This window comes from Roseivirga sp. BDSF3-8, from assembly GCF_041449215.1.
Taxonomy (GTDB): domain Bacteria; phylum Bacteroidota; class Bacteroidia; order Cytophagales; family Cyclobacteriaceae; genus JBGNFV01.
Map to the genome: position 1 here is coordinate 450403 of NZ_JBGNFV010000001.1, position 21498 is coordinate 471900.

Consider the following 21498-nt stretch of genomic DNA (forward strand, 5'->3'; position numbering starts at 1 on the left):
CGGGTTACACCTACTGTGTGCCAACCTGATAGTCATAGCTTACTAGTATGTAGGCGATTACTTATAAAACTTCGGTTCGCTTTTTAGGAATAAGGTTTTCATCAAATGCATTCCGATCAGTGCCTATAAAATTTTCTACTAAAACCTCCTGAACAGTCGGGTAGCCTGTAAAAGCTTTAAACCAGATGGAAAAAAAACCACTTTCTGGTGCTAACTCACCAATTAAACTTACTATATAATTTAAATCATTCCCATTACTTACCGCCTCATCAACTAATAACCGGCAAGAGAATGCTTTATTAAACGTAACCGTCCTGTTTTTCCATCGCCTATCAGATACAGAGGGTCTATTCGGATTTTTCTGAAGCCCTACCAAATCCAGCGTGTTCTGTGCCCTATGTTGGATTTCCGGCTCCAAGTCAGCTGATACGTCAATACTGCCATCACTATTATACACATAGGCCATATGGGTATTGTGAATGTCCGGCCAGAGATAATCATCTAAATTTATAGGTGTATCACCTTTTGAAGAATTACAATTTGCGCACCCCAGTAGAAAATTAGTCCATTCTACTTCCAATTCGGGTGTAAGACTTTTCGGTTGAACGTGCTCTACCGCCAAAGAGGCAGGCAATTTTTGATCGCAATAACTACAGTATTGCCCCATTCTCTGTATTAAAGCGCCTCTGAAATTGGCATAGTCAGAATAGCTGATCGGTTGCCCTTCCTCATCCACAGGGGCGTTTCCTCTAACTATTGGTCGCATGCAGGAAATTATTTTTTTTGTTTCGCCAGACGATTGAGCTTCAGGAAGGCTGCGTAAGCAGGATCTTCTATATTTTTCTCTATCTCGTCAAGCTTTTTGTTGTATTGGGTACTTTCCTCCGGTGTCATGAATTTTTTTGAGCCCTCATTTAGCGTTTTGAAATATGCCTCAGCCTGTTTATATGTTTCTTCATAACTAACACTATGTATATCCTCTACCTGCATGATTTCCGTGGCTACCTCTTCCAGGGATAGTTGAGGCGGGTTGGCATCTGTAAAGGTATCCAGATTAATTAATTCTTCCGCTTTGGCAGACTGAACGATAAAGGGGGAGTGGGTGGTAACGACAAATTGTATATGAGGGAATGCTTTTTTGAGGTCGTGAATAACGGTTCTTTGCCAGTTAGGATGCAGGTGCATATCGATCTCGTCTATAAGCACAATTCCCTTACTGTTTATCACTGCCTCCTTTCCATGGTGACCATTAAGTATAGCACAACGATAGGCTATCTCCGCAGCCATATGGGCCATGGTACGCAATCCATCACTTAAATAATATAAGGGTACATAAGATTCTACGCCTTCTTCAGTAACATAGGTGCCTGCCAGGTCGTCATAGTCCTCGTCCCATTCTTCAGGGGTCCAGTCCGGAACGCAGGTAGAAATAGCATTGAGCACAGCTTCTAGTAAACCACCATCTCTTCCATCTTTAAGGTTTTTGTAATAGTTAGATTTTACCCATGCTAGAGCTGAAGCACGATCATGGCGCATATCCAGACACCTTACGTAGCCATCTTTTATGATAGAACCCTTTTTTTTCAGATTAATGGTTTGTTTTGATTCCACCCATAGCCTGGCCGTACTGAAAAAGCATATAACAGGAAGGTCTGTATTTTCATTTAATGAAACATTAACTTCACTGTTAAGCCTACCAGCCTCTTCAATAATATCGCTGGCATCTTTTGTATCCGTACGACCCCCAAGCCGCGAAAGGGTTCTTTGCCAAATAAATGGTTTATCACTAACCTCACCTTCTGCTCTGAAAAAACAGTTTGGCTGCGGGGCAAATTGCCTCTCTGTAGCTATTCTCCTGACGTCCTCCTTTTGTATATGTAACCTTTCTGCTTCATCAAGCCCTAATAGAAAGGTCCCTGCGGCTAACCTCATGCCTTGAAGCAAGGAGCTTTTTCCTTTTCCGTTTTCTCCGATGACTACCGTAAAGAGAGAGGGAAATTCAAATGAGCGCTCAGAAAAATTTCGAAAATTATGAAGAGTCAGTTTATGGATTCTCATCGTACGTCTAAAATTACAACGCTTACTAGCGTAAACGTAAAACTACATAGATAAGATAAACATCAAATTCAATATTAAAAAAACAGGCATAGGGAGGTTCCAGGCACAAACGCATCAAGTGCAACTGTCTAAACCTTGATTCGTAGGATGGGCCTGATGGCCTTGATTTTTTTTTGATTTCACCTGCGGTGAATGATGATTGATTTGGCCTTTGGCAAATACCACAATCAGGGTAATCAAGAAATCCCAGTGCATGGAGACAATAATTCAGGGTACAGACAAAGGAGCACAAACGCATCGCTTTACCCGCAAAACCTCAAAACGCAGCACCCTGCCCCAAGGAAGTCTAACTGTAAATGTCTTGACCTTGATTCGTAGGATTAGCATGATGGCCTTGATTCTTTTTGATTTTCACCTGCGGTGAATGGGATTGAATTTGGCCTTTGGTAAATACCACAATCAGGGTAATCAAGAAATCCCAGTGCATGGAGACAATAATTCAGGGTACAGACAAAGGAGCACAAAGGCAGCACTTTTTAGGACTGACACTAATTATCCATTGCTTAAAAAATTCCCCCGTTTAATTTCGACACTTTTACTTGAAAAATTCTATTTTTAGCGATTGGAGGCAGTCTTTTTCCTGTGAATATGGCTAAAAAGACTGTAAAAGATACCCTAAACGGACGCAACGAGAGCCTGTGAGCACCAAGTTTTTTACTAACAACCAGGAAAACACTTTACTTAAAAAATTCGAAGGCATCTTCGAGCACTGCGGTGTCGCTTACTTTGATGTGCTCGTTGCCTTCTTCCGCGCTTCCGGTTACTTCCTCATCCATCCCTTTGTCAAAGATGTAAAAAAGATCCGGATACTGGTAGGCATAGATGTGGACCACCTCATGAGCGAGGCCGCGCGCAAGGGGCTGGAGTTTAAGTTTAATGCGGATGCTACGCGCGAGGAGTTTCTGGAAGAGCTGCGCGCGGATATACAGCAGGCCGCCTACAGCAAAGAGGTGGAAGAGGGCATGCTGGAGTTTATCCGCCGGATAGGTGACAGCTCTATCGAGATCAAGGCCCACCCGGATAAGAACATCCACGCCAAAATATACATTTTCAGGCCGGAGAACTTTAACGAGCACCACAGTGGCTCTGTGATTACCGGCTCCAGCAATCTGAGCCTGCACGGCGTGCAGAAAAACTTTGAGTTTAACGTAGAGTTGCGCGACTATGACGATGTCGCCTTTGCCACCACCACCTTTGAGCAGCTCTGGCAGCAGGGCATAGATATAAAGCCGCAGGAGGTGGAAGAGGTGAAAGACCTCACTTACCTCAATGACGGCTTTACGCCTTTTGAGATCTACTACAAGTTCCTGATCGAGTACTTTGGCAAGGCCATAGAGTACGACCCGGAAAGTGTGGAAGACCTGCCGGATGGCTACCATAAACTACGCTACCAGGTAGATGCGGTAAATGAAGGATTCCAGAAGCTGATGCAGCACAATGGCTTTATCCTGGCTGATGTAGTGGGCCTGGGAAAGACGATAGTGGCCACCATCATCGCCAAAAAGTTCTTCTGGGCAAATGGTCCCCGTACCAAAACGCTGGTGGTGGTACCCCCTGCCCTGCTACGCAACTGGAAGAAAACGGTAGATGACTTTGACGTGCCCGGTGGTATAGACTTTATTACCAACGGCAGCCTGCACACTATAAAAAGGCCGGAAAAGTACGATCTCATCATCGTGGACGAGGCCCATAAGTTCCGGAATGATACGTCGGACATGTTTGACCGGCTGCAGAAAATCTGCAAAACGCCACGGCGAAACCCCTCTCCCTCCGGCAAGCGAGAGAAAAAGGTGATGCTGATCACGGCCACGCCGCTGAACAATACGCCCGAAGACATCCGTAACCAACTTTACCTCTTTCAGGATGCACGCAAAAGCACGCTGGAAGTGGGCAACCTGCAGCACTTCTTCCGTCCGCTGCTGGACCGGTATAAGCAACTGAAAAAACTGAATGACAAGGAGAAGATCAGCCAGGGAGTAAAGGAGATTTACGAAGAGATCCGCGAAAAGATCATTAAGCCCATCGTCGTGCGCCGCACCCGTACAGACATCTGGGCCACTGAGGAATATAAGGAAGACCTGCAGCAGCAGGGTATCTCCTTTCCCGAAATAAACCCGCCCCGGCAGGTACTGTACCAGCTTGACCCGGAGCTGGACGCCCTCTATGAAAGGTCTTTCAGGCTGATAAAAGACACCAACAAAGGCCTGCGCTACTTCCGCTACCAGGCCATACGCTTTCTGAATCCCGACCTGAAAAAGAAGGAGTACAGGCAGGCAGACATGATATCGGAGCAACTGGCCCATATTATGAAAACGATGCTGGTAAAACGCATCGATAGCAGCTTTCATGCATTTAAAAAGTCGCTGGGCCGCTACCAGCAAGCCAACCTGGCCATGCTGCAGATGTTTGCCAATGACCGCATCTTTATCGCGCCTAAGTATAATGTAAGCGAGTACATACTGGATGGTCGTGAAGATGAACTGATTGAGATGGCTGAGTCGGGCGAAGACCCGGACAACTTCCGCCTGTTTACCGGCGAAGACTTCCGCCCTGAATTCGTAGAAGGCCTGGAAGCCGACCAGGAAATACTAAATGAGCTGGTGGAAAGCTGGCGAACCGTGGAGGATGACCCGAAGTTTGATGAGTTTTACGAACGCCTCACCGAAGAACTGATGGAGCCGGACCTGAACCGCGAACGTAAGCTGGTGGTCTTCTCCGAAAGCAAAGAAACCACCAACTACCTGAAAAGGCGACTGCAGAAAAAAGGCATCACGCAGGTGCTAACGGTAGACAGCAGCAATGTGACCGACCATGCCACCACCATTACCAAAAACTTTGATGCCAACTACCCGCTTACCAGCCAGAAGGATGACATACGCATCATCATTACCACCGAGGTGCTGGCGGAGGGCGTAAACCTGCATCGCTCTAACGTGATTGTGAACTACGACATCCCCTGGAACGCTACGCGCCTTATGCAACGCATAGGCCGGGTAAACCGGGTTGGTTCCCGCTCTGATAACGTGTATATCTACAACTTCTTCCCTACCAGCCAGGCCGATACCATGATCGGGCTGAATAAAAAAGCCTACATGAAGCTCCAGGGCTTCCACTCCGCCCTGGGCGAAGACAGCCAGATCTACTCACAGGATGAGGAGTTTGAGTCCTTCGGACTGTTTGAGAAGGTACCAGAGGAAGACCGCGATGAGCGCCTGGCCTACCTGATGGACCTGCGAAAGCTACGCAGGGAAGAGCCGGAGCTATTCAAAAAAATACAAAATATGCCCCTGCGCAGCCGCACGGGCCGCCGCGAGGCCACACCTATTCCAGGAGAATAAAAGTTTGATCTATTTAAAATTGTTCTAATTTTGGATAAAAAAAAATTTAACCACAATGGAAAAGAATTATCTAGGATTACAAACCACAGAAGATGATAGGAATGCGTTAGATAAAATCACTTCTTTAGTTGAGAGATATGATATAAAATATGGAATAGAAAATAAAAATGAAATAATAAAGCTTATTTTGAAAATTGACAAAGCTTTAGTTGATTCTAAAGATGAAGAATTAGAAAGCTATTTTAACACTTTACTATTGGCTCTTGCCGATATATTTGAAAGAAAGATATTGGTGAATGTTAATAAAGATAACGTTCATGAAAAGTTTGATGACATAGAACGCATCTTGATTCAATTTACAGATGGTTATATAGGGAAAACGTTTACTAAGAGTTTTATATTTAGCACTCCAACTATACACTTTAGTTTAAACTATCCCAACCTATTAGATGCTCGTCCCAAAGTAGGTGAAGAAATAACAATTGATTTATCTATCAGTAATAGGCAAGAACACAAAGCCCTTCATACAATATGGTTTTTGATAGAATCTCTTAATCAAATTGAGGGATGTAAAGTGACGATAGAAGATATAAGAAAAGGATCAATTAAAGCCACTCTTAAGTTATTGCTCGAAAACGAGCAAGCAAGAGAAGAAGCCAAGCGATTACTTGACAATACCAAAAAGCTTGCTGAGGGGAAAATGACCAAAGAATACGAAGAGGCTAAAAAAGCGGAGGCAGAGAAAGAAAAGATTAAAGTAGAAACTGAAATTAAGAAGAAAGAACTAGAAGATTCTATATCTGAAGAAACTGATCTGAAGAGAAAATTAGAACTGGAACTGCTTTACCAACAAATAGAAGAGAAGCGATTAGCTAACGAAAAGTCAAAAATTGAGAATAAAAGGTCTGAGCTTCAATTATTCCAGGAAAAGAAAAAAGCTTTGCAGGAGCTACTGGCTGAAGAGTTCATAAGTCATGATCAATTTAATATGATGCTTAATGGCCTTGATTTTATCAATAAAACAGGAAATGTATTTGAAGTAGGGAAAGCTACTTGGAAGCAAATTGATCAAGCCGGAGAGGGAGAGGCTGAGGAAGAGGTGGTATAGCTAGCTATAATCACAGTGCAACAGGATTGGTATATTATTTAACAGGTGGCTTTGAATAGAAATCTTCATAGAAATTTGAATATTTAAGTCTATCGAATGACTTTGACAATAGGTCTTGATCTACACCAATCTCTTTTAATACATTTATAAGTAAGATAAATTCTAAAATTCTCTTAGCCCTAAACAACTCCTTACCCTTTAAGGCTTTGCTTTTCTTATCACTGTCAAAATGCGTATAATAGTTTCTGGTTACAAGTACAGATCTTACAAACTCCTCCATATCACCCATTAATTCTTTAATGTTAACATCTTCTATCTCAGAAAATAAATTATTTAATCTATCTTGTAAACTAGGTTGATTATAAGACCCAATTCTGTCTGTTAGCCAAGCTTTGTACTTTTCAGGGCATACTTCCAGAATTTCATCTATCATATCTTTCTTAATAGAACCATCAATTTTTCTGAATCTTCTATGGAAAGTTTCGATCCCCTGAACAATATTTAAAAATGAATTATAGGAAAATCTATCTTGATGCAGAATACTATCGACAAGAATACTGGATACTGATTCTAACTTTTTCCACTTTTCAATCCAATTACCATATATTTCTTTGATTGAATCTTTAATCTCAATATAACTTATAAAAAAGAAAGCACTGTTTTCATTATTTTTATTATCGGTTTGTCTATTGAAATACAATGATATATCTGACTTTGCATCTTTAAATTTTAAATCATAGGCGAAGCACGGATACGATGTTAAGAGAGTTAAAAACTGTTCAAAAACATTTATTTTTTCTAGAGTTTCAAGAAAAGAAATTCCATTTTTCAAAATAGAGTTAATATTTATTCGACATTTTGGCTTAAGGCTGATTTCTAAATTATGTTTAATGTCTAATACAGTACTTAAAGAATAACTAATATGTCTTGAATTGTACAAAGAAATAGTTCCAGGTGTTTTGATTTCAATCTTGGGAGAATTACTAGTGAAGGGCGGATCTACAATAAAACATCTAGGATTCAACCAAGCCCGAAGATTATCAATCTCCACATTGGCAAAACTAAAATGAATTTCATCAATTGAACTATAATGTTTACCGATAAGCAAATATTGACCTGTATATTTTATTACGCTACCTGCGTAAGTTATAAATGCTCGGAGGATAGATATTTTCCCTATTTCAGTATTTCCATTTATGACATCATGAGATTCTCTAATATCAGTAAACCCTGGCCACACCTTATTATTATCTGAAACAGATAATAGACTTGCATCAAGTAAAAGTGTTAGTTCATTTTGTGGATGAAAGATAAGTTCACCGGATTTTTTATTTGATACATTATTAGGCAAGAACCACTGACCTCTTGTTTTAATTTCATTCATATTTTTATATCATTTTTATAATATCAGGCATTTCATCATAGGTTCGGCCGTTGAGTTCCCGGCCGTTCTTCTTTTTATTAAACCCACCCCACTGCTTAAAAAAGAAGGCGACGTCTGACTCTTCACACTGTTTTTGAATATCCAAAACCCATTCTGACTTCATAGGTCTTGGTTTAAAGCCTGATTCACCTCCAACTATCACCCAATCGATACCATCAAGAGATAAGTTATGTAATGGACCAAGAAGTGGCTCCAATGACAAAAACCTAACTCTTGCAGCAGAGCTTTTTAGAAATTGAATTCTTTCAGCAACCTTTTCATTTTCTACAGACACACCCATCCAAATATTATGTGTCCACTTTAATGATGAACTACACTCAGCAAGACGCTGGGCTCTTTTAGTCAATACCTGAAAAACATGCTGAGGATTCTCATTCATCACTTTGAAAACTCTTTGAATGTACTCCAATGGAACATCATCGTGAAAAAGATCACTCATAGAGTTCACAAAAACTATTTTTGACTTCTTCCAAGTATAAGGCACTGAAAGAGTATCCGGATGAAGGGTAATTTTGAAATTATTACGATACTTTTCGACCCCCATTGCCTTGAGGCGACGTGACATTACTTCTGCATAACAGAATTTACAACCTGCAGAGACCTTATTACAGCCTGTAGTAGGATTCCATGTCATTTCAGTCCACTCTATTGTTGATTGTGCCATTAGAGTTCAAATTTAGGCTTAATAACTGAATCTGCTATTTTTTTTGCAATAGGGTTATTAGTGGCCATGAAAAAATGGAACATGATAGAATTTGTGCTATTTCTCATAACAAACGGTGCCGTGGTATACTTAAAAACAGATTTCAGTTGATTCACATAAAGCTCATGTAAGCGATTTACAGCATCCTTCTGTTTGACTAAGGTTTCAGTGTTTCCCCATATATCCATTTGGTCAGAGTTTTTATAAAAATAAGCTTTCACCTCCTCTTCTGACAAACCCATAAATTTGTTAAGTCGATCGAGCCAAGCTTTACTTATCTTACCGTCCTTTTTTAGTAAACGGTTAGCTCCACCTGTAGGGCTAAGTATCCATAAATCAACACTATGATCTTTAAGCATTTCAATTGATTTCCAGTTAACTTGCATTCCTTTAGGATCGATGAAAGCTAATACCTTATAATTTTTTCCTTTTTCTGTGCCTAAGAACTTAGTAACCATGTCTTGTATCTTAATATTGCAATCCTCAGCTACTACATAATAATTTCGATTAGGGAATTTTTCCTGAATAGCACCTTCAAGGGCATTCTTATAGCCTTCATTATACTCTACAAAATAATATAAATCAAAAGGCCTTGGGTTATCAATCTTCAAAATCCGAAGGGCTGCACCCTCAATGAGCTCTCCAGACCTACTCTTAATATCCCCAGATCCAGCAAACCCATCGAAGTAGAGCAATTTTATATATGGCTTATCTTTAAAAACCTTCAGAAAAGCCTGAGCATATTTTTCCAGGATTACAATTTTTTGTTCAGTCCAGTCTCCACCAAACTCGTTCATTCTTTTTTAGTGATTTATTTCAAAAGTTCTATTCTGTGAAATAAAAGTAATTTTTTAAAAAAATCATTGGTAAGGGTAAAGATTGAAGTTCTGGACAAAAATTTTAGAGGTGTTATGATAAACACTTTTTATACCAGTTTCAGTATTTTGCCTACCACTAAATTTACACGAGAAATCGACATTTTTGAAGAGCTATGACCGACATTTTCGGGATATTTAAATCATTCTTTGACCCTAAAATAAAGTTTTCGCATAGGGCAGGCGTAGCGATAATCCTGATTTTTATTGCTGCCTTAATCAATGATGTACTAAGTTTTACTTTTTATTATAGAAACAGCTACAAAATTGAGCAGGTCGAAAAACTCAATAAGATCATCGCGGATACTACCCTCTCTTCATCTACTAAAAAGAACATGGTTGCCCTGAGAGAGGAAATTATTGAACACACACCATTATCGATACAACTACGTGACAAATTATTCTCAATAAGCTTTAAGGAAGATACCATATCTAATGAAAGAGATACTTTACAAGCTTATATAAGAGAAAACTATATATCGAAAGATTCTGCCCGTATAATCTACGAGGGCCTTAGGTATTTTGCTAAAAAAAATTCCACTTTGGATAAAGATGTAGATAAGGCTTCCATTGATAGCGTATTACTTCATGAAAAACTAAGTTTAGATTCATCTAGTATAGATGAAATCGACATTTCACCAAAGAATAAAATCCAAAGAAATAGTACAATACATTTTATTTCTTCGACATGGTGGATATTGCTATTCATGGTTGGCATTTTTTTTACAGCCCTCGCTGATAAAAAACTTCCTATATCAGAAAGGATAGGGATCTTAATCATTGTAGAAATAATTGCATTTGTCATCGCCTGGGGATTAGCTAATATTTTAGCAACGATACCTATATTTATTGCCCCATGGTTCAACTATTATTTTATAAATGCCTTCATCCCCCCTACTCTCTTAGTACTTACAGGGCTAATAGGTAGAAAAATATTCCCAAAAGCTGAAAGTAAAAAAGACGGGCCAATTGAAGAATAGCTGAATTAAGCTAAAGGCAAAAATTCCTGCAAATAATTAACCTACAAGAAATACCTGCAAAACACCCTGGCTATATGGACCTGAAAGAACTGAAGGCTCTGGCGGAGCGCTACCACCGCTACATATCCAAAGACCCCGCCCTGTATGAAGACCTAAACGTATTGCCTCTTGAGGTAAAGGAGCAACTGAAACATGCCTACGAAGGCGAGGGGCTGGGTCACCAGCCGGTAAACCTGCTGCGCTACATATTGCTGCACAAGCTTACCGAAGGCGAAACGCTCACGCCGGGCACAGTAGATAAGGTAAAGGAAGACTTGGAGCAACGTGACCTGGGTGCCTATGACTTCCTGGACGAGCAGGTAAGGCAGGACTTTCAGAACCTGCCGGAAAAGTCACGAAGCCCCTTTGCCATGTGGAGCAATGCGGCCAATGTGCTGTTCCCTTTCTTTAACCGGCCGGAAGAGCGGGAAGACGTAAAGGATTTGCTGGTCAGCCTAGTGGATGATATCATCCGTGAGCTATCGCTGCAGGAGGTGAGCACGCACGTGGTAGACTTTCGTGGATCGCGGCAGCAGGGCGTGGGCTGGGTGTGGGCCGCCATCTACCCCAATACGGCCAAATCGCACAAAGACGCTTACCAGCTTTTTTTCAGCATTACGCACAAGGGGCTGCGGGCCGGCATTGCAAAAGGGCATGACATTAAAGGCGGCCACCCAGGCAACATTTCGGAAAACCTTCCGCTGGATCGGGACAGGCTTATTGAGCACATGCAGAGCCTGAAAGCAGAGTGGCTCCGCCTGAATGAAGGGCTAAAGGAAAGCAATAATCAAAGCCAGCCCCAAACCGCCTACGAGGCTCCGCTAAACCAGATCTTTTACGGCCCTCCGGGCACGGGCAAGACCTACCATACCATCAGCGAGGCGGTAAAGATAGTGGAGGAGCTAAGCGAAGAGGAATTTCTGGAAAAATACACGGACCGCGACGAGCTAAAAGAAACGTATAACCGCTATGCCAGCGAGGGTCAGATCGCCTTTTGCACCTTTCACCAGAGCATGGGTTATGAGGACTTTGTGGAGGGCATAAAGCCGGAACTGGTCAGCGGCAGCGAAGCAGAGCAGGGCCAGCAGGTAGCCTATGAGGTTAAGGACGGCATCTTTAAAGCCCTCTGCAAAAACGCGGAAGGCTACCTGAGCACTAAAAAGACCCTGGATGAGGAGGAGCAGTCAGACATAAGCCGGGAGGACTTTAGCAAGGGAGCCTTTTACAAGATGTCGTTGGGCAATACGCAGAGCCAGGACGGTGACGCGATCTATAAGTATTGCTTAAAACATGGGGTGATTGCCCTGGGCTGGGGCGATGATACGGACTTTACGGCGGCGGAGCATGAAGGGGAGATAAAGCGCATTGTGAAAGAACAGGCAATAAACGAAACGGTGCCGCGCTTTATGAAGCCCTTTCGCCTGTATATGAATGAGGGGGACTATGTAGTGATCTCTAACGGTAACCTGAAGTTCAGGGCGATAGCCAAAATAACCGGCGACTATGAGTACCGCGACGATACGGAGATAGACTTTCACCACTTCCGAAAGGTTAAGTGGCTGCTAAAAGACATCGATTTGCCCCATGGCAAGCTGTACGAAAACCAGTTTAGCCAGTCTACCCTATACAAGCTGGACTCGGACCTGATCAAAAAAGACTTCTTCGAGCCCTTTAAAAAACAGGAAGACAAGGCACCGGACTTCTTCCGCCGCAACTTTGTGCTCATCATAGACGAGATTAACCGCGGCAATGTCTCGCAGATATTCGGTGAGCTGATCACCCTGCTGGAAGCAGACAAGCGGAAAGGCAACAGTGAAGCGCTGGAGCTGACTCTCCCCTACTCGCAAAAGCCCTTTGGCATACCCAATAACCTGTACCTGGTGGGCACGATGAATACGGCCGACCGCAGCGTAGAGGCACTGGACACGGCCCTGAGGCGCCGCTTTATGTTTCGCGAAATGCCACCGGATCCGGATCTGCTGGCTCCGGAGCGGGCGATCCTGAATATCCTGGAGAACGAAAAAGATATTAGCGATCTGAAAAAACAGAGTTTGTATCAGTTTATCGGATTAGGTAACAATACAGAAGTAAGAGCGAAAGCACTACGGTTATTACCTAGATTAGAAGCATTGAAATGGATAAGGGAAGGATATGATGATGAGTCAGTAATGGCTCCTGAAGATGTTTTGGATGGGAAAGACTTAGAACTCACCGGCATCAACCTGAATAAGATGCTGCAGGCGATCAACTACCGCCTGGAGAAGCTGCTGGACAGAGACCATGCTATAGGCCACGCCTACTTCCTGGGGGTGTACGAGGCAGACAATCCGCTGGCGGCACTGAAGCAGACTTTTCAGAAGAACATCATCCCCCTGCTACAGGAGTACTTCTACGGCGACTATGGCAAAATAGGCCTGGTGCTGGGCAGGGCCTTTGTAAAGGTACGGGAAACGGAGGGCCATGGCTTTGCGGCATTTGACGATATGCACAGCGACCTGCGGCAGGACTACGAAGAGCGCAGGGTGTACCACCTCACCGGCCCGGATAGCTGGAAGAAGGAAGACTTTATTGCTATTTATGAATAGCCTGCGCGTATTTGAGCACGAAGCCCTGTACACATCTGCTGACAGCCGGGGCCGCTGCCTCACCCAGCAGCAGTACGAGCAGCTCTGTGCCTATAATGACCGGCATGGCAGCCAATACTTTACCGTGCTGCGCCGGGGCATAAAGTTCAGCCACTTTGTAGGCGTGATACAGGTAGGCCGCACCACCATAGAAATACTGCCCAAGACTGACAACCGCGAGGAAACCGCCTGGCGCAATGTACTACTGCAAATGCTATCCCTATGCGGCAAGGTACCCCGCAAGGTAGTAGCCGATGCCACCCTGCGTAAGCGAAACGCATCACTGATGGAGCTGTACCTGCACCAGTACCTGGACGAGGTGGAGAGCTTGGCGCACCGGGGCCTGATCAAAAAATATGGCCGCCGCCAGGGCCAGACCAAAGCGCTGAAGGGCAAACTGCTCATGGCACCCCACCTGCGTAAAAATGTGATCCATAAAGAGCGCTTCTACACCGAGCACACGGTGTACTCGGCCGATAACCTCTACAACCAGGTGCTGAAAAAGGGTCTGGAAGTCATCAAAAGCCTGCCCTGCGCCCCGCAAATAAAAGACCGTGCCGCGGGCCTGTCCCTGTACTTTCAGTCCGTGAGTACCTGCGGCACTGTTACGGAAGAGACCTTTACCCGCCTGCGTCCCACCCGCCATACGGAGGCCTACCGGGAGGCCCTGGCCATCGCACGCCTGCTCATCCTGAACTACGCCCCGGACATAAAAACCGGTACGGAAAACCTGCTGGCGATCCTCTTTAATATGAATGACCTGTGGGAGCAATACATTTTCCGCATGCTGCACCGCACCCGCCCGACGGGCGTAATGGTGCATGCACAAAGCAGCAAACACTTCTGGAAAGCCGAAGGCTTACAAGTGAAAACCATCCGTCCGGACATTGTGATAGAAAAGGACGGCTGCACCTGGGTCATCGACACCAAATGGAAGCGACTGACATTTGCCAAACCATCAGACAACGACCTGAAGCAGATGTATGCCTACAACCTGCACTGGAATTGCAGGCACAGCATACTACTTTATCCTCAAACACCTCAAAGTCCCCCTGCGACCTATGGCCGGTATCTCGCCCATCAGGATGTGGCGCACGGGTGCTCTTTGGCTTTTATCAGTCTGCCGGATGGTAACGGTGGTCTGGAAAAAGAAGTACTACAGAACTTTTGGAGGTGGCTTGATGCAAAATAGTCTAAACCATGATTCTTAGGATGGCCCTGATTGCCTTGATTATTTTGATTTCACCTACGGTGAAGGGGATTGGTTTTGCTTCAGGCAAATACAATAATCAGGGTAATCAAGACAATCAGAAAAATCATGGTTGAGATAGACAAGGAGGTAGAAACGCAGCATCAAACTGCCAGCCTTTATAGAGAAAGCAGGCAAACACAGGCTTACTGCCCCTCAGGATAGGCATGGAGCATACCCTCCAGCACGCTATACATGTAGAGGCTGTTATGGGTCTCGTTCGTATACTCACGATAATTGAGATCGATATCCTCCTCTTTTTTCAGGAGGGTAATAAAGTCGATGATCTTTTGCCGGTGGTAGGGAGGTACACTTTGGAAGCTCACAAATACATTCGCTTTTTTCAAGGGCCTGTTAAGCTTTTCTATCTGGTTATTTACTTCGCCGGCGCTGTACCACATACTGGGATCATATATTTGATAATGGCTGAAAGTACCGTCAAAAGGTAATATGTAGCCCCCAAAGTAACCGCCGAGGGAGTGCCCGATGAGGATGCGCCGGCCATCTGTGGCATAGTGTTCATCCACCATAGGCACGACCTCTTCCGTAAGGTAATGGTAAAAGGCGTCTGCGTCTCCTGAGTTGGTGGCATTATACCAGGTGCTGTCTACGGGAGTGCCATCATACTCCATACGGCTTTGAGAAAAAGTAAGGTCCCTGCCTCGCTGATTTTCCCATTCCACATGAGGAATGCCTACTACGATATGATGAGGTATTTTCTTGTTTCCTGCCAGGTCCCACACGATGTTCCGGACAAGGTTAAAGCGCCATTCCGCATCCAGCACATACATAACCGGATAGGCCTTAGCCGTATCGTATTGCATAGGCAGACTTACCCAGAAGTCCCGGTCTGTATCAGCGTATGCGCTCTCTATAGTATACTTAGTCGCGGCCCATAGGGTAGTATCTGTCTGGGCAACAGAAAAATGGCTTATACCTGAAAGTAAGCAGCTTATAAGAATCAGGCGAAGGAAAAAGTGCGTCATAATTTTTTAAATAGGTCCAAACAGGCGGCAAATATAACGAATGAATCTTCATTAAGCAGAAGAGTAAGCCAGATCCCAAGGGGGCATAGTCCTTAAGAAGTACTACCCCCCTCCGGCTAGCCCTAGCCGCCAAGCTAAGCACTACGCCCCTCCTGTAGTACGTTAGGTTTGAAGTGATAGAGTTTTGAGTAATGAATGAATTTTGAAGGAGTGAAGGAGTGAATGATGGAAGTGGTGGGTAACAGAATTATTGAGTGATAGAGTGGGAGTTATAAAGTGTTGAGTGGTGAGGTTGTCGGAAGCGGGTACGGATTTATAAAAATAATTCAATTTGAAGGTTTTAACGGAGTAAGGGCGAAGGCAAGGCGAACGCACTATAGACTCGTGTAATACTCATAGCGAAGGAGAAGCGAAGCAGAAGCGTAGGATGAGCGAACCAGAAGCGAAGGATAATTATGGGAAAAAGGGCTGTTTTTAACTAAAAGGTAGCTTTAGCTGAGGAAAGCCGTATAGTAAAAGTACAAAAACAATATCCTATCTACAAAGGTAATGAGTGAATGATGGAAGTGATAACAGAATAATTGAATAATAGGGTTTTGAGTGGTGAGTTTTTAGCTATGGGTGTACCGGTAGAGGCGTGATTGATCGCGACTTGTCCCGTCTGGTAAAAAATTAAGGAAGGGTTGTATAACCGAAAAAACGCTCATTCTCACCCGTCTGCAAGCACAGCCCAAAAGGTAAGCACCAAAATTCCTCTCTGGACTCAGGAGAGGTCCGATTTTCGCTGGGCCCGCAGCCGGTGATCCGACTTTCGGTGGTCCGACTTTCGGGGTTTGTGGTATGACAATTCGGCCATTACCGTCAACCAGGCTCTCTAATTGAGGGGGAATTGACCTACTCTGATATAAGCCCACTACAATCCCACCTGACACCGTAGCCCTGATGCACAGTGCAGAAAATCTACCCACGAAAAAAGCCTCAGCGCGATTAGGCACTGAGGCTTTGAACATTTTATTGGAACAGCCTGATCAGATATGCTTCTCTTTGTCCTTCACCAGATCGTACATGAGTTCGCGGGCACGGTGAAGCTGGGCCTTTACTGTGCCCAGGGGGGCTTCCAGCTCTTTGGCAATTTCGTCATAGCTAAGCTCCTGGAAGTAGCGCAGCTTAACAAGCCGCTGATACTTAGGCGGTAGCTTATCCACAAACATACGCATGAGCTCTATCTTCTGGCTTTTGATAGCCTCCTCCTGCGGGTTGAGGTTATCATCCTGCACATCTATAGTGACGGAGTCCCCATTATCATCCTGGTAGCCAGTATGTATGCTAAGAGTCTCCAGCTTTTTCTTCCGGATGAAGTCAATGGAATTATTAGTGGCTATACGGAACAGCCAGGTACTGAAAGTGTAATCCTTTTTAAAGCGGTGAAGGTTCTTAAATGCCTTCGCAAAAGCTTCAATGGTAAGGTCTTCAGCATCATCTACATTTCTCACCATTTTCAGGATCATATGGTATACGGGCTTTTTGTACCGCTTCATGAGTTCTGCAAAGGCCTGTTCGTCCTTTTCATCCACGGCGCGATCAATAAGCTTAAAATCCTGAAGAGCTTTTGGTGAAAACTGTTTATTACTCAAATCCATCGTATCCTTTTTTTCAAAAGAGCAGCAGCCCCGGTCAGGGTGTAATATACGGCAAATATTAAATGGTATAAAGGCAAATACCACCAACGGAACCGCTCGCCCAAGACCCGAATGGCTGTGCACATAGCCAGTACATGTATTGTCGTTCTGACTAAAAAACCTGTGCCAACACTGGTTAGTTCATTTTCATTACCAAAGGCATTTACAAGGCTGATAAAAAACACAGCCCACCAGGCCACTACAGACAGGGCAAAAATACCGGTGAAAAACTTATCTGCCAGTCTGTAGTGCTTGCCAGCGGATAAATGCCTTGTTTTTTGCCGGAAATAGGCCCTCCAGGTTTTTTTTGGAATAGACCACATTTGTGATGAGCGGTGGGTCACCACGGCCGTATTATCAGCAGTGGCCAGCCGGTTCACCAACAAATCATCGTCCCCTCCTGTAATATGGCTTATCCCTTCAAAGCCATTATTTTTCATAAAAAGGCTCCTGCGATAGGCCAGGTTGCGGCCTACTGCCATATAAGGTCGCCCCAGCAGGGCAGAGCCTATGTATTGAAAACCCGTAAGCAGGGTTTCGTACCTGATAAAGCTGTTCAGTAATCCATCCGCTTTCCGGTATGGACTGTACCCTATAACAATGGATGTGCCATTGTGAAAAGAACCTGCCATAGTGGCAAGCCATTCCTGGTCAAAAGGCCGGCAGTCTGCATCCGTTAGTACCAACAAATCATAGCTGGCGCTTTGTATCGCCCTAGTAAGCGCATATTTTTTAGTATTATGCCCTTCCGGCACCTCATCTATGGTCAGGTACCTGAGCCGGGGAAACTTTGCCATTTCGGCATGCATCCACTCCCTGGTACCGTCACTAGAGCGGTCGTCTGCCAGCACGATCTCAAAATCAACATAGTGCTGCGCCTCCAGCATTGGGAGCAGGTGCTTCAGATTAGCCAGTTCGTTGTGCGCAGCCACAATGATACTCACCCCTCCGCCCTCAGCAGAGCTTCGGGACGAATTTCCTTTGAATAAAAAAGCCCCTGCCAGTGTCAGCTCCTGCACCGCACATAGCAGCGTAAGCCACCAGAAGAGCACCAGAGGCCAGGGGCCGGAAAGGAAATTGTAGGCCATGAAACTAAACATAGACATAAAGTGTAAGCCACAGGCAAAGAAAAGATTCTTTTCCTCCCTGAAAAATGTAATTTTGCGGCGACGAAAGCAGGTATAAACGTATGAAATTTTCGCTTGAGGTAAATGATCCCGGCTCTTCCGCACGTGCGGGTACTATCACAACGGACCACGGGACGATAGAAACGCCGATTTTTATGCCGGTGGGTACAGCCGGTTCGGTAAAGGCTGTACACCAGCGTGAGATCAAAGAAGACATTAACGCGCAGATCATACTGGGCAATACCTACCACCTGTACCTGCGTCCCGGCCTGGGGATACTGGAGCAGGCCGGCGGACTGCACAAATTTAATGGCTGGGACCGCCCCATTCTTACCGATAGCGGCGGGTACCAGGTATACAGCCTTAGCGGCACGCGTAAGATCAAAGAAGAGGGCGTAACCTTTAAGTCACATATAGACGGTTCTAAGCATGTCTTCACTCCCGAAGGAGTCATGGACATACAGCGCACGATCGGGGCAGATATTATCATGGCCTTTGACGAATGTACGCCGTACCCCTGCGAGTATGGCTATGCACGCAAAAGCATGGAGATGACCCACCGCTGGCTAAAGCGCTGCTGTGAACGGTTTGACAGCACCGAAGGCAAGTATGGCTACAGCCAGGCCCTCTTCCCCATCGTGCAGGGCAGCACTTATAAGGACTTGCGCAAAGAGTCGGCCGAGTTCATAGCCGCCCAGGGGCGAGAAGGTAATGCCATAGGGGGGCTAAGCGTGGGCGAACCAGCGGAGGAAATGTATGAAATGACAGAGCTGGTTTGCAGCATACTCCCCAAAGATAAGCCCCGCTACCTGATGGGAGTGGGCACCCCGGCCAATATACTGGAAGGGATCGCCCTGGGCGTGGATATGTTTGACTGCGTGATGCCCACCCGCAATGCCCGCAATGGCATGCTGTTTACCACCCAGGGCATTATCAACATCCGGAATAAAAAGTGGGAGGATGACTTCTCACCTATAGATAAAGAACTGGGGGGCTACGTAAGCACATTTTACAGCAGGGCCTACCTGCGCCACCTGATCACCAGCAAAGAGATCCTTGGCGCGCAAATTGCTAGTGTTCATAATCTGACTTTCTATCTTTGGCTGGCCAGGGAAGCCCGTAGGCATATAGTCGCAGGTGATTTTGCTTCGTGGAAAAACGAAATGGTGACAAAGCTGATGGTCAGACTCTGATATTAATTAAGGGAAAAGGCAGGCATAGAGATAATGAAAACACTCGACAGGTACATACTGAAACGCTTTCTGGCTTCATGGGTATTCGTGGCTGCCCTCATCATTGCCGTGGTGGTCGTTATCGATATTACAGAGAAGAACGACAAGTTCATTCAGAATGACCTGACGATATCGGAAATTCTGCCCTACTATACAGCCTTTATTCCTTTCATAGCGAACCTCATTACCCCGATTACCGTCTTTATCGCCGCCGTACTGCTTACAAGTAAGCTGGCTACCCGTACTGAAATCGTGGCCATACTCAGCAGCGGGGTCAGCTTTAAGCGCTTTATGTTTCCCTATTTCATAGGTGCCCTCATCATAGCCCTGCTTTCCTTCTGGCTCAATGGCTGGGTCATTCCCAATAGCAATAAGCGGCGGGTAGCCTTCGAAATAGCCTACATTAAAAAACCATTTAACTACTCTGACCGGGACATACACCTCAAAACAGGCCCCAGCACCTATATGTACCTGGAGTCATACAACACCACCAGTGATGTGGGGCATAAATTTACCCTTGAGACCATTGAGGGAAATAAGCTTACGGAGAAGTTTGAAGCCCGCAGGCTGGAATGGATAGACAGCAGTGAGAGCTGGCGTGCACGGGACTGGACTAACCGGCAGTTTGACGGCCTCGATGAGGTTTACACCCGGGGGGTGATAAAAGATACCACTCTTAGAATATCACCTAAGGATTTTGCCAGTAGCTACAGCCGTCATGAGACACTTAATATGAACGAGCTCAATGACTACATTGATGAGCTAACGGCACGTGGGGCCGACGATGTGCACATCTACAGGATAGAAAAGTATATCCGGTATATGTCTCCCTTTACCGTTATCATCCTCACCTTTATCGCCCTCATCGTATCCGCCCGTAAGAGTCGCGGAGGCACCGGCTTTCAGATTGCCCTCGGCTTCTTCATTGCTTTTGTATTTATCATATTCTTTGTCATGAGCCGGGCCATAGCAGAGGCAGGCAGCATGCATCCCATACTGGCGGTATGGATGCCTAACATTATATTTACCGGCCTTGGCCTCATCATGTACAATACCGTTCCCCGCTGATGTCGGATCACCTTACGCGCGATTATATTAAGCTCCACTTCATTGTGTTTATCTGGGGCTTTACCGCCATATTGGGCAAGCTCATCAGCATCCCTTCGGTGGAGATCGTCTTTTACCGGGTACTTATAGCTGCCCTGGCTCTGGCGGTTATGCTTAAGGTAAAAGGCATGAACTTCAACCTGGGCTGGAAAGACATCGCCGCCATCACCGCTACCGGCTTTGTCATTGCCGCCCACTGGATTCTTTTCTTTGCCTCCGCAAAAGTATCTACCGTATCCGTATGCCTGGCAGGTATGGCTACAGCCACTCTCTTCACCAGTATACTGGACCCCCTTTTTAATAGGCGGCCCATACGCCTCTATGAAGTAATGCTGGGCCTGGTAGTGATTGCCGGCCTCTATATTATCTTCCGGTTTGAGCTGGATCAGGCCCTCGGCCTTGTACTAGCCCTTATCTCCGCATTTCTGGCGGCCTTGTTTACGGTCATAAACAGCCGCCTCACCAAGCGGCACAACCACTACATGATCACCTTCTATGAGATGAGCGGAGCCACCTTAGGCATAGCCCTGTTCTTCCCCATCTACACCACTTATTTTACAGACGGGGTGCTGCAGCTTAGCCCCACGGCTGAAGACTGGCTCTACATCGGCATCATCTCACTCGTGTGTACCGTGTATGCCTACTCCATTTCAGTAGAGCTCATGAAGCGCCTCACAGCCTTTGCGGTGAACCTAGCCATAAACCTGGAGCCGGTATACGGCATTGCGCTTGCCGTCATTATTCTCAATGAAGATGAAAAAATGAATTCGGGTTTCTACCTCGGTACCCTTGTAATTCTGCTCAGCGTACTGGCCTACCCGGTGATGAACCGCTGGCGAAAGAGGCGCGCCCTGAAAAAGGCTTAACATTGAGTGCATGGGTGCGTTAC

Annotated in this window: 16 protein-coding genes; 8 read left to right on the forward strand and 8 right to left on the reverse strand. The window is 45.1% G+C overall.

Going from position 1 to position 21498, the window contains the following annotated elements:
• Nucleotides 1–61 precede the first annotated feature (61 nt).
• Together AB9P05_RS01745 and AB9P05_RS01750 are read right to left on the reverse strand one after the other, a co-directional pair.
• Nucleotides 62–736 (reverse strand): HNH endonuclease, encoded by a 675-nt coding sequence (locus AB9P05_RS01745; RefSeq protein ID WP_371907093.1) that lies wholly within the window; start codon nt 734–736, stop codon nt 62–64.
• A 38-nt stretch (nt 737–774) separates the two neighbouring features.
• On the reverse strand, nt 775–2058 hold the full coding sequence (locus tag AB9P05_RS01750) for an AAA family ATPase (protein ID WP_371907094.1): 1284 nt from the start codon (nt 2056–2058) through the stop codon (nt 775–777).
• A 698-nt stretch (nt 2059–2756) separates the two neighbouring features.
• Between AB9P05_RS01750 and AB9P05_RS01755 the strand changes: the two genes are divergently transcribed.
• Nucleotides 2757–5456 (forward strand): helicase-related protein, encoded by a 2700-nt coding sequence (locus tag AB9P05_RS01755; protein WP_371907095.1) that lies wholly within the window; start codon nt 2757–2759, stop codon nt 5454–5456.
• 55 nt (nt 5457–5511) lie between these two features.
• Nucleotides 5512–6564, forward strand: a complete 1053-nt coding sequence (locus AB9P05_RS01760) for a hypothetical protein (protein WP_371907096.1) — start codon at nt 5512–5514, stop codon at nt 6562–6564.
• Nucleotides 6565–6598: 34 nt separating this feature from the next.
• Here AB9P05_RS01760 and AB9P05_RS01765 read toward each other — a convergent pair whose 3' ends face one another.
• From AB9P05_RS01765 to tcmP, 3 genes are read right to left on the reverse strand one after another with little or no spacing between them, the layout of a single operon-like run.
• On the reverse strand, nt 6599–7948 hold the full coding sequence (locus AB9P05_RS01765) for a HEPN domain-containing protein (protein WP_371907097.1): 1350 nt from the start codon (nt 7946–7948) through the stop codon (nt 6599–6601).
• A 4-nt stretch (nt 7949–7952) separates the two neighbouring features.
• Complete coding sequence (locus tag AB9P05_RS01770; RefSeq protein WP_371907098.1) at nt 7953–8672, reverse strand: DUF5131 family protein; 720 nt, start codon at nt 8670–8672, stop codon at nt 7953–7955.
• A complete protein-coding gene (gene tcmP, locus AB9P05_RS01775) occupies nt 8672–9508 on the reverse strand; it encodes a three-Cys-motif partner protein TcmP (RefSeq protein ID WP_371907099.1) in 837 nt (278 codons plus the stop codon). The genes AB9P05_RS01770 and tcmP overlap by 1 nt, the downstream gene beginning before the upstream one ends.
• A 194-nt stretch (nt 9509–9702) precedes the next feature.
• Here tcmP and AB9P05_RS01780 point away from each other — a divergent pair, with 194 nt between their 5' ends.
• From AB9P05_RS01780 to AB9P05_RS01790, 3 genes are all read left to right on the forward strand, one after another.
• Entirely contained in the window at nt 9703–10566 is an 864-nt protein-coding gene (locus AB9P05_RS01780; RefSeq protein WP_371907100.1) for a hypothetical protein, read from the forward strand.
• 74 nt (nt 10567–10640) lie between these two features.
• Nucleotides 10641–13190, forward strand: a complete 2550-nt coding sequence (locus AB9P05_RS01785; protein WP_371907101.1) for an AAA family ATPase — start codon at nt 10641–10643, stop codon at nt 13188–13190.
• Complete coding sequence (locus tag AB9P05_RS01790; RefSeq protein WP_371907102.1) at nt 13183–14421, forward strand: McrC family protein; 1239 nt, start codon at nt 13183–13185, stop codon at nt 14419–14421. Before AB9P05_RS01785 ends, AB9P05_RS01790 begins: the two co-directional genes overlap by 8 nt.
• A 203-nt stretch (nt 14422–14624) precedes the next feature.
• Here AB9P05_RS01790 and AB9P05_RS01795 read toward each other — a convergent pair whose 3' ends face one another.
• The 3 genes from AB9P05_RS01795 to AB9P05_RS01805 all read right to left on the reverse strand — a co-directional run bounded on the left by AB9P05_RS01795 (nt 14625) and on the right by AB9P05_RS01805 (nt 18243).
• Nucleotides 14625–15464, reverse strand: coding sequence for an alpha/beta hydrolase (locus tag AB9P05_RS01795; protein ID WP_371907103.1), 840 nt, complete (start codon nt 15462–15464; stop codon nt 14625–14627).
• Between the two features lie 1028 nt (nt 15465–16492).
• Nucleotides 16493–17104: an RNA polymerase sigma factor gene (locus AB9P05_RS01800; protein WP_371907104.1), complete on the reverse strand. Its 612-nt coding sequence runs from the start codon at nt 17102–17104 to the stop codon at nt 16493–16495.
• Nucleotides 17095–18243 carry a glycosyltransferase gene (locus AB9P05_RS01805; RefSeq protein WP_371907105.1) on the reverse strand — a complete coding sequence of 383 codons (1149 nt, stop codon included), beginning with the start codon at nt 18241–18243 and terminating at the stop codon, nt 17095–17097. Before AB9P05_RS01805 ends, AB9P05_RS01800 begins: the two co-directional genes overlap by 10 nt.
• An 89-nt stretch (nt 18244–18332) precedes the next feature.
• Between AB9P05_RS01805 and tgt the strand changes: the two genes are divergently transcribed.
• From tgt to AB9P05_RS01820, 3 genes are read left to right on the forward strand one after another with little or no spacing between them, the layout of a single operon-like run.
• The gene (gene tgt, locus AB9P05_RS01810; RefSeq protein ID WP_371907106.1) at nt 18333–19463 is read left to right on the forward strand and encodes a tRNA guanosine(34) transglycosylase Tgt; all 1131 of its coding nucleotides are present in this window, start codon (nt 18333–18335) and stop codon (nt 19461–19463) included.
• A 33-nt stretch (nt 19464–19496) separates the two neighbouring features.
• On the forward strand, nt 19497–20570 hold the full coding sequence (locus AB9P05_RS01815; protein WP_371907107.1) for an LptF/LptG family permease: 1074 nt from the start codon (nt 19497–19499) through the stop codon (nt 20568–20570).
• The gene (locus AB9P05_RS01820; RefSeq protein WP_371907108.1) at nt 20570–21475 is read left to right on the forward strand and encodes a DMT family transporter; all 906 of its coding nucleotides are present in this window, start codon (nt 20570–20572) and stop codon (nt 21473–21475) included. The genes AB9P05_RS01815 and AB9P05_RS01820 overlap by 1 nt, the downstream gene beginning before the upstream one ends.
• The last annotated feature ends 23 nt before the right edge of the window (nt 21476–21498 follow it).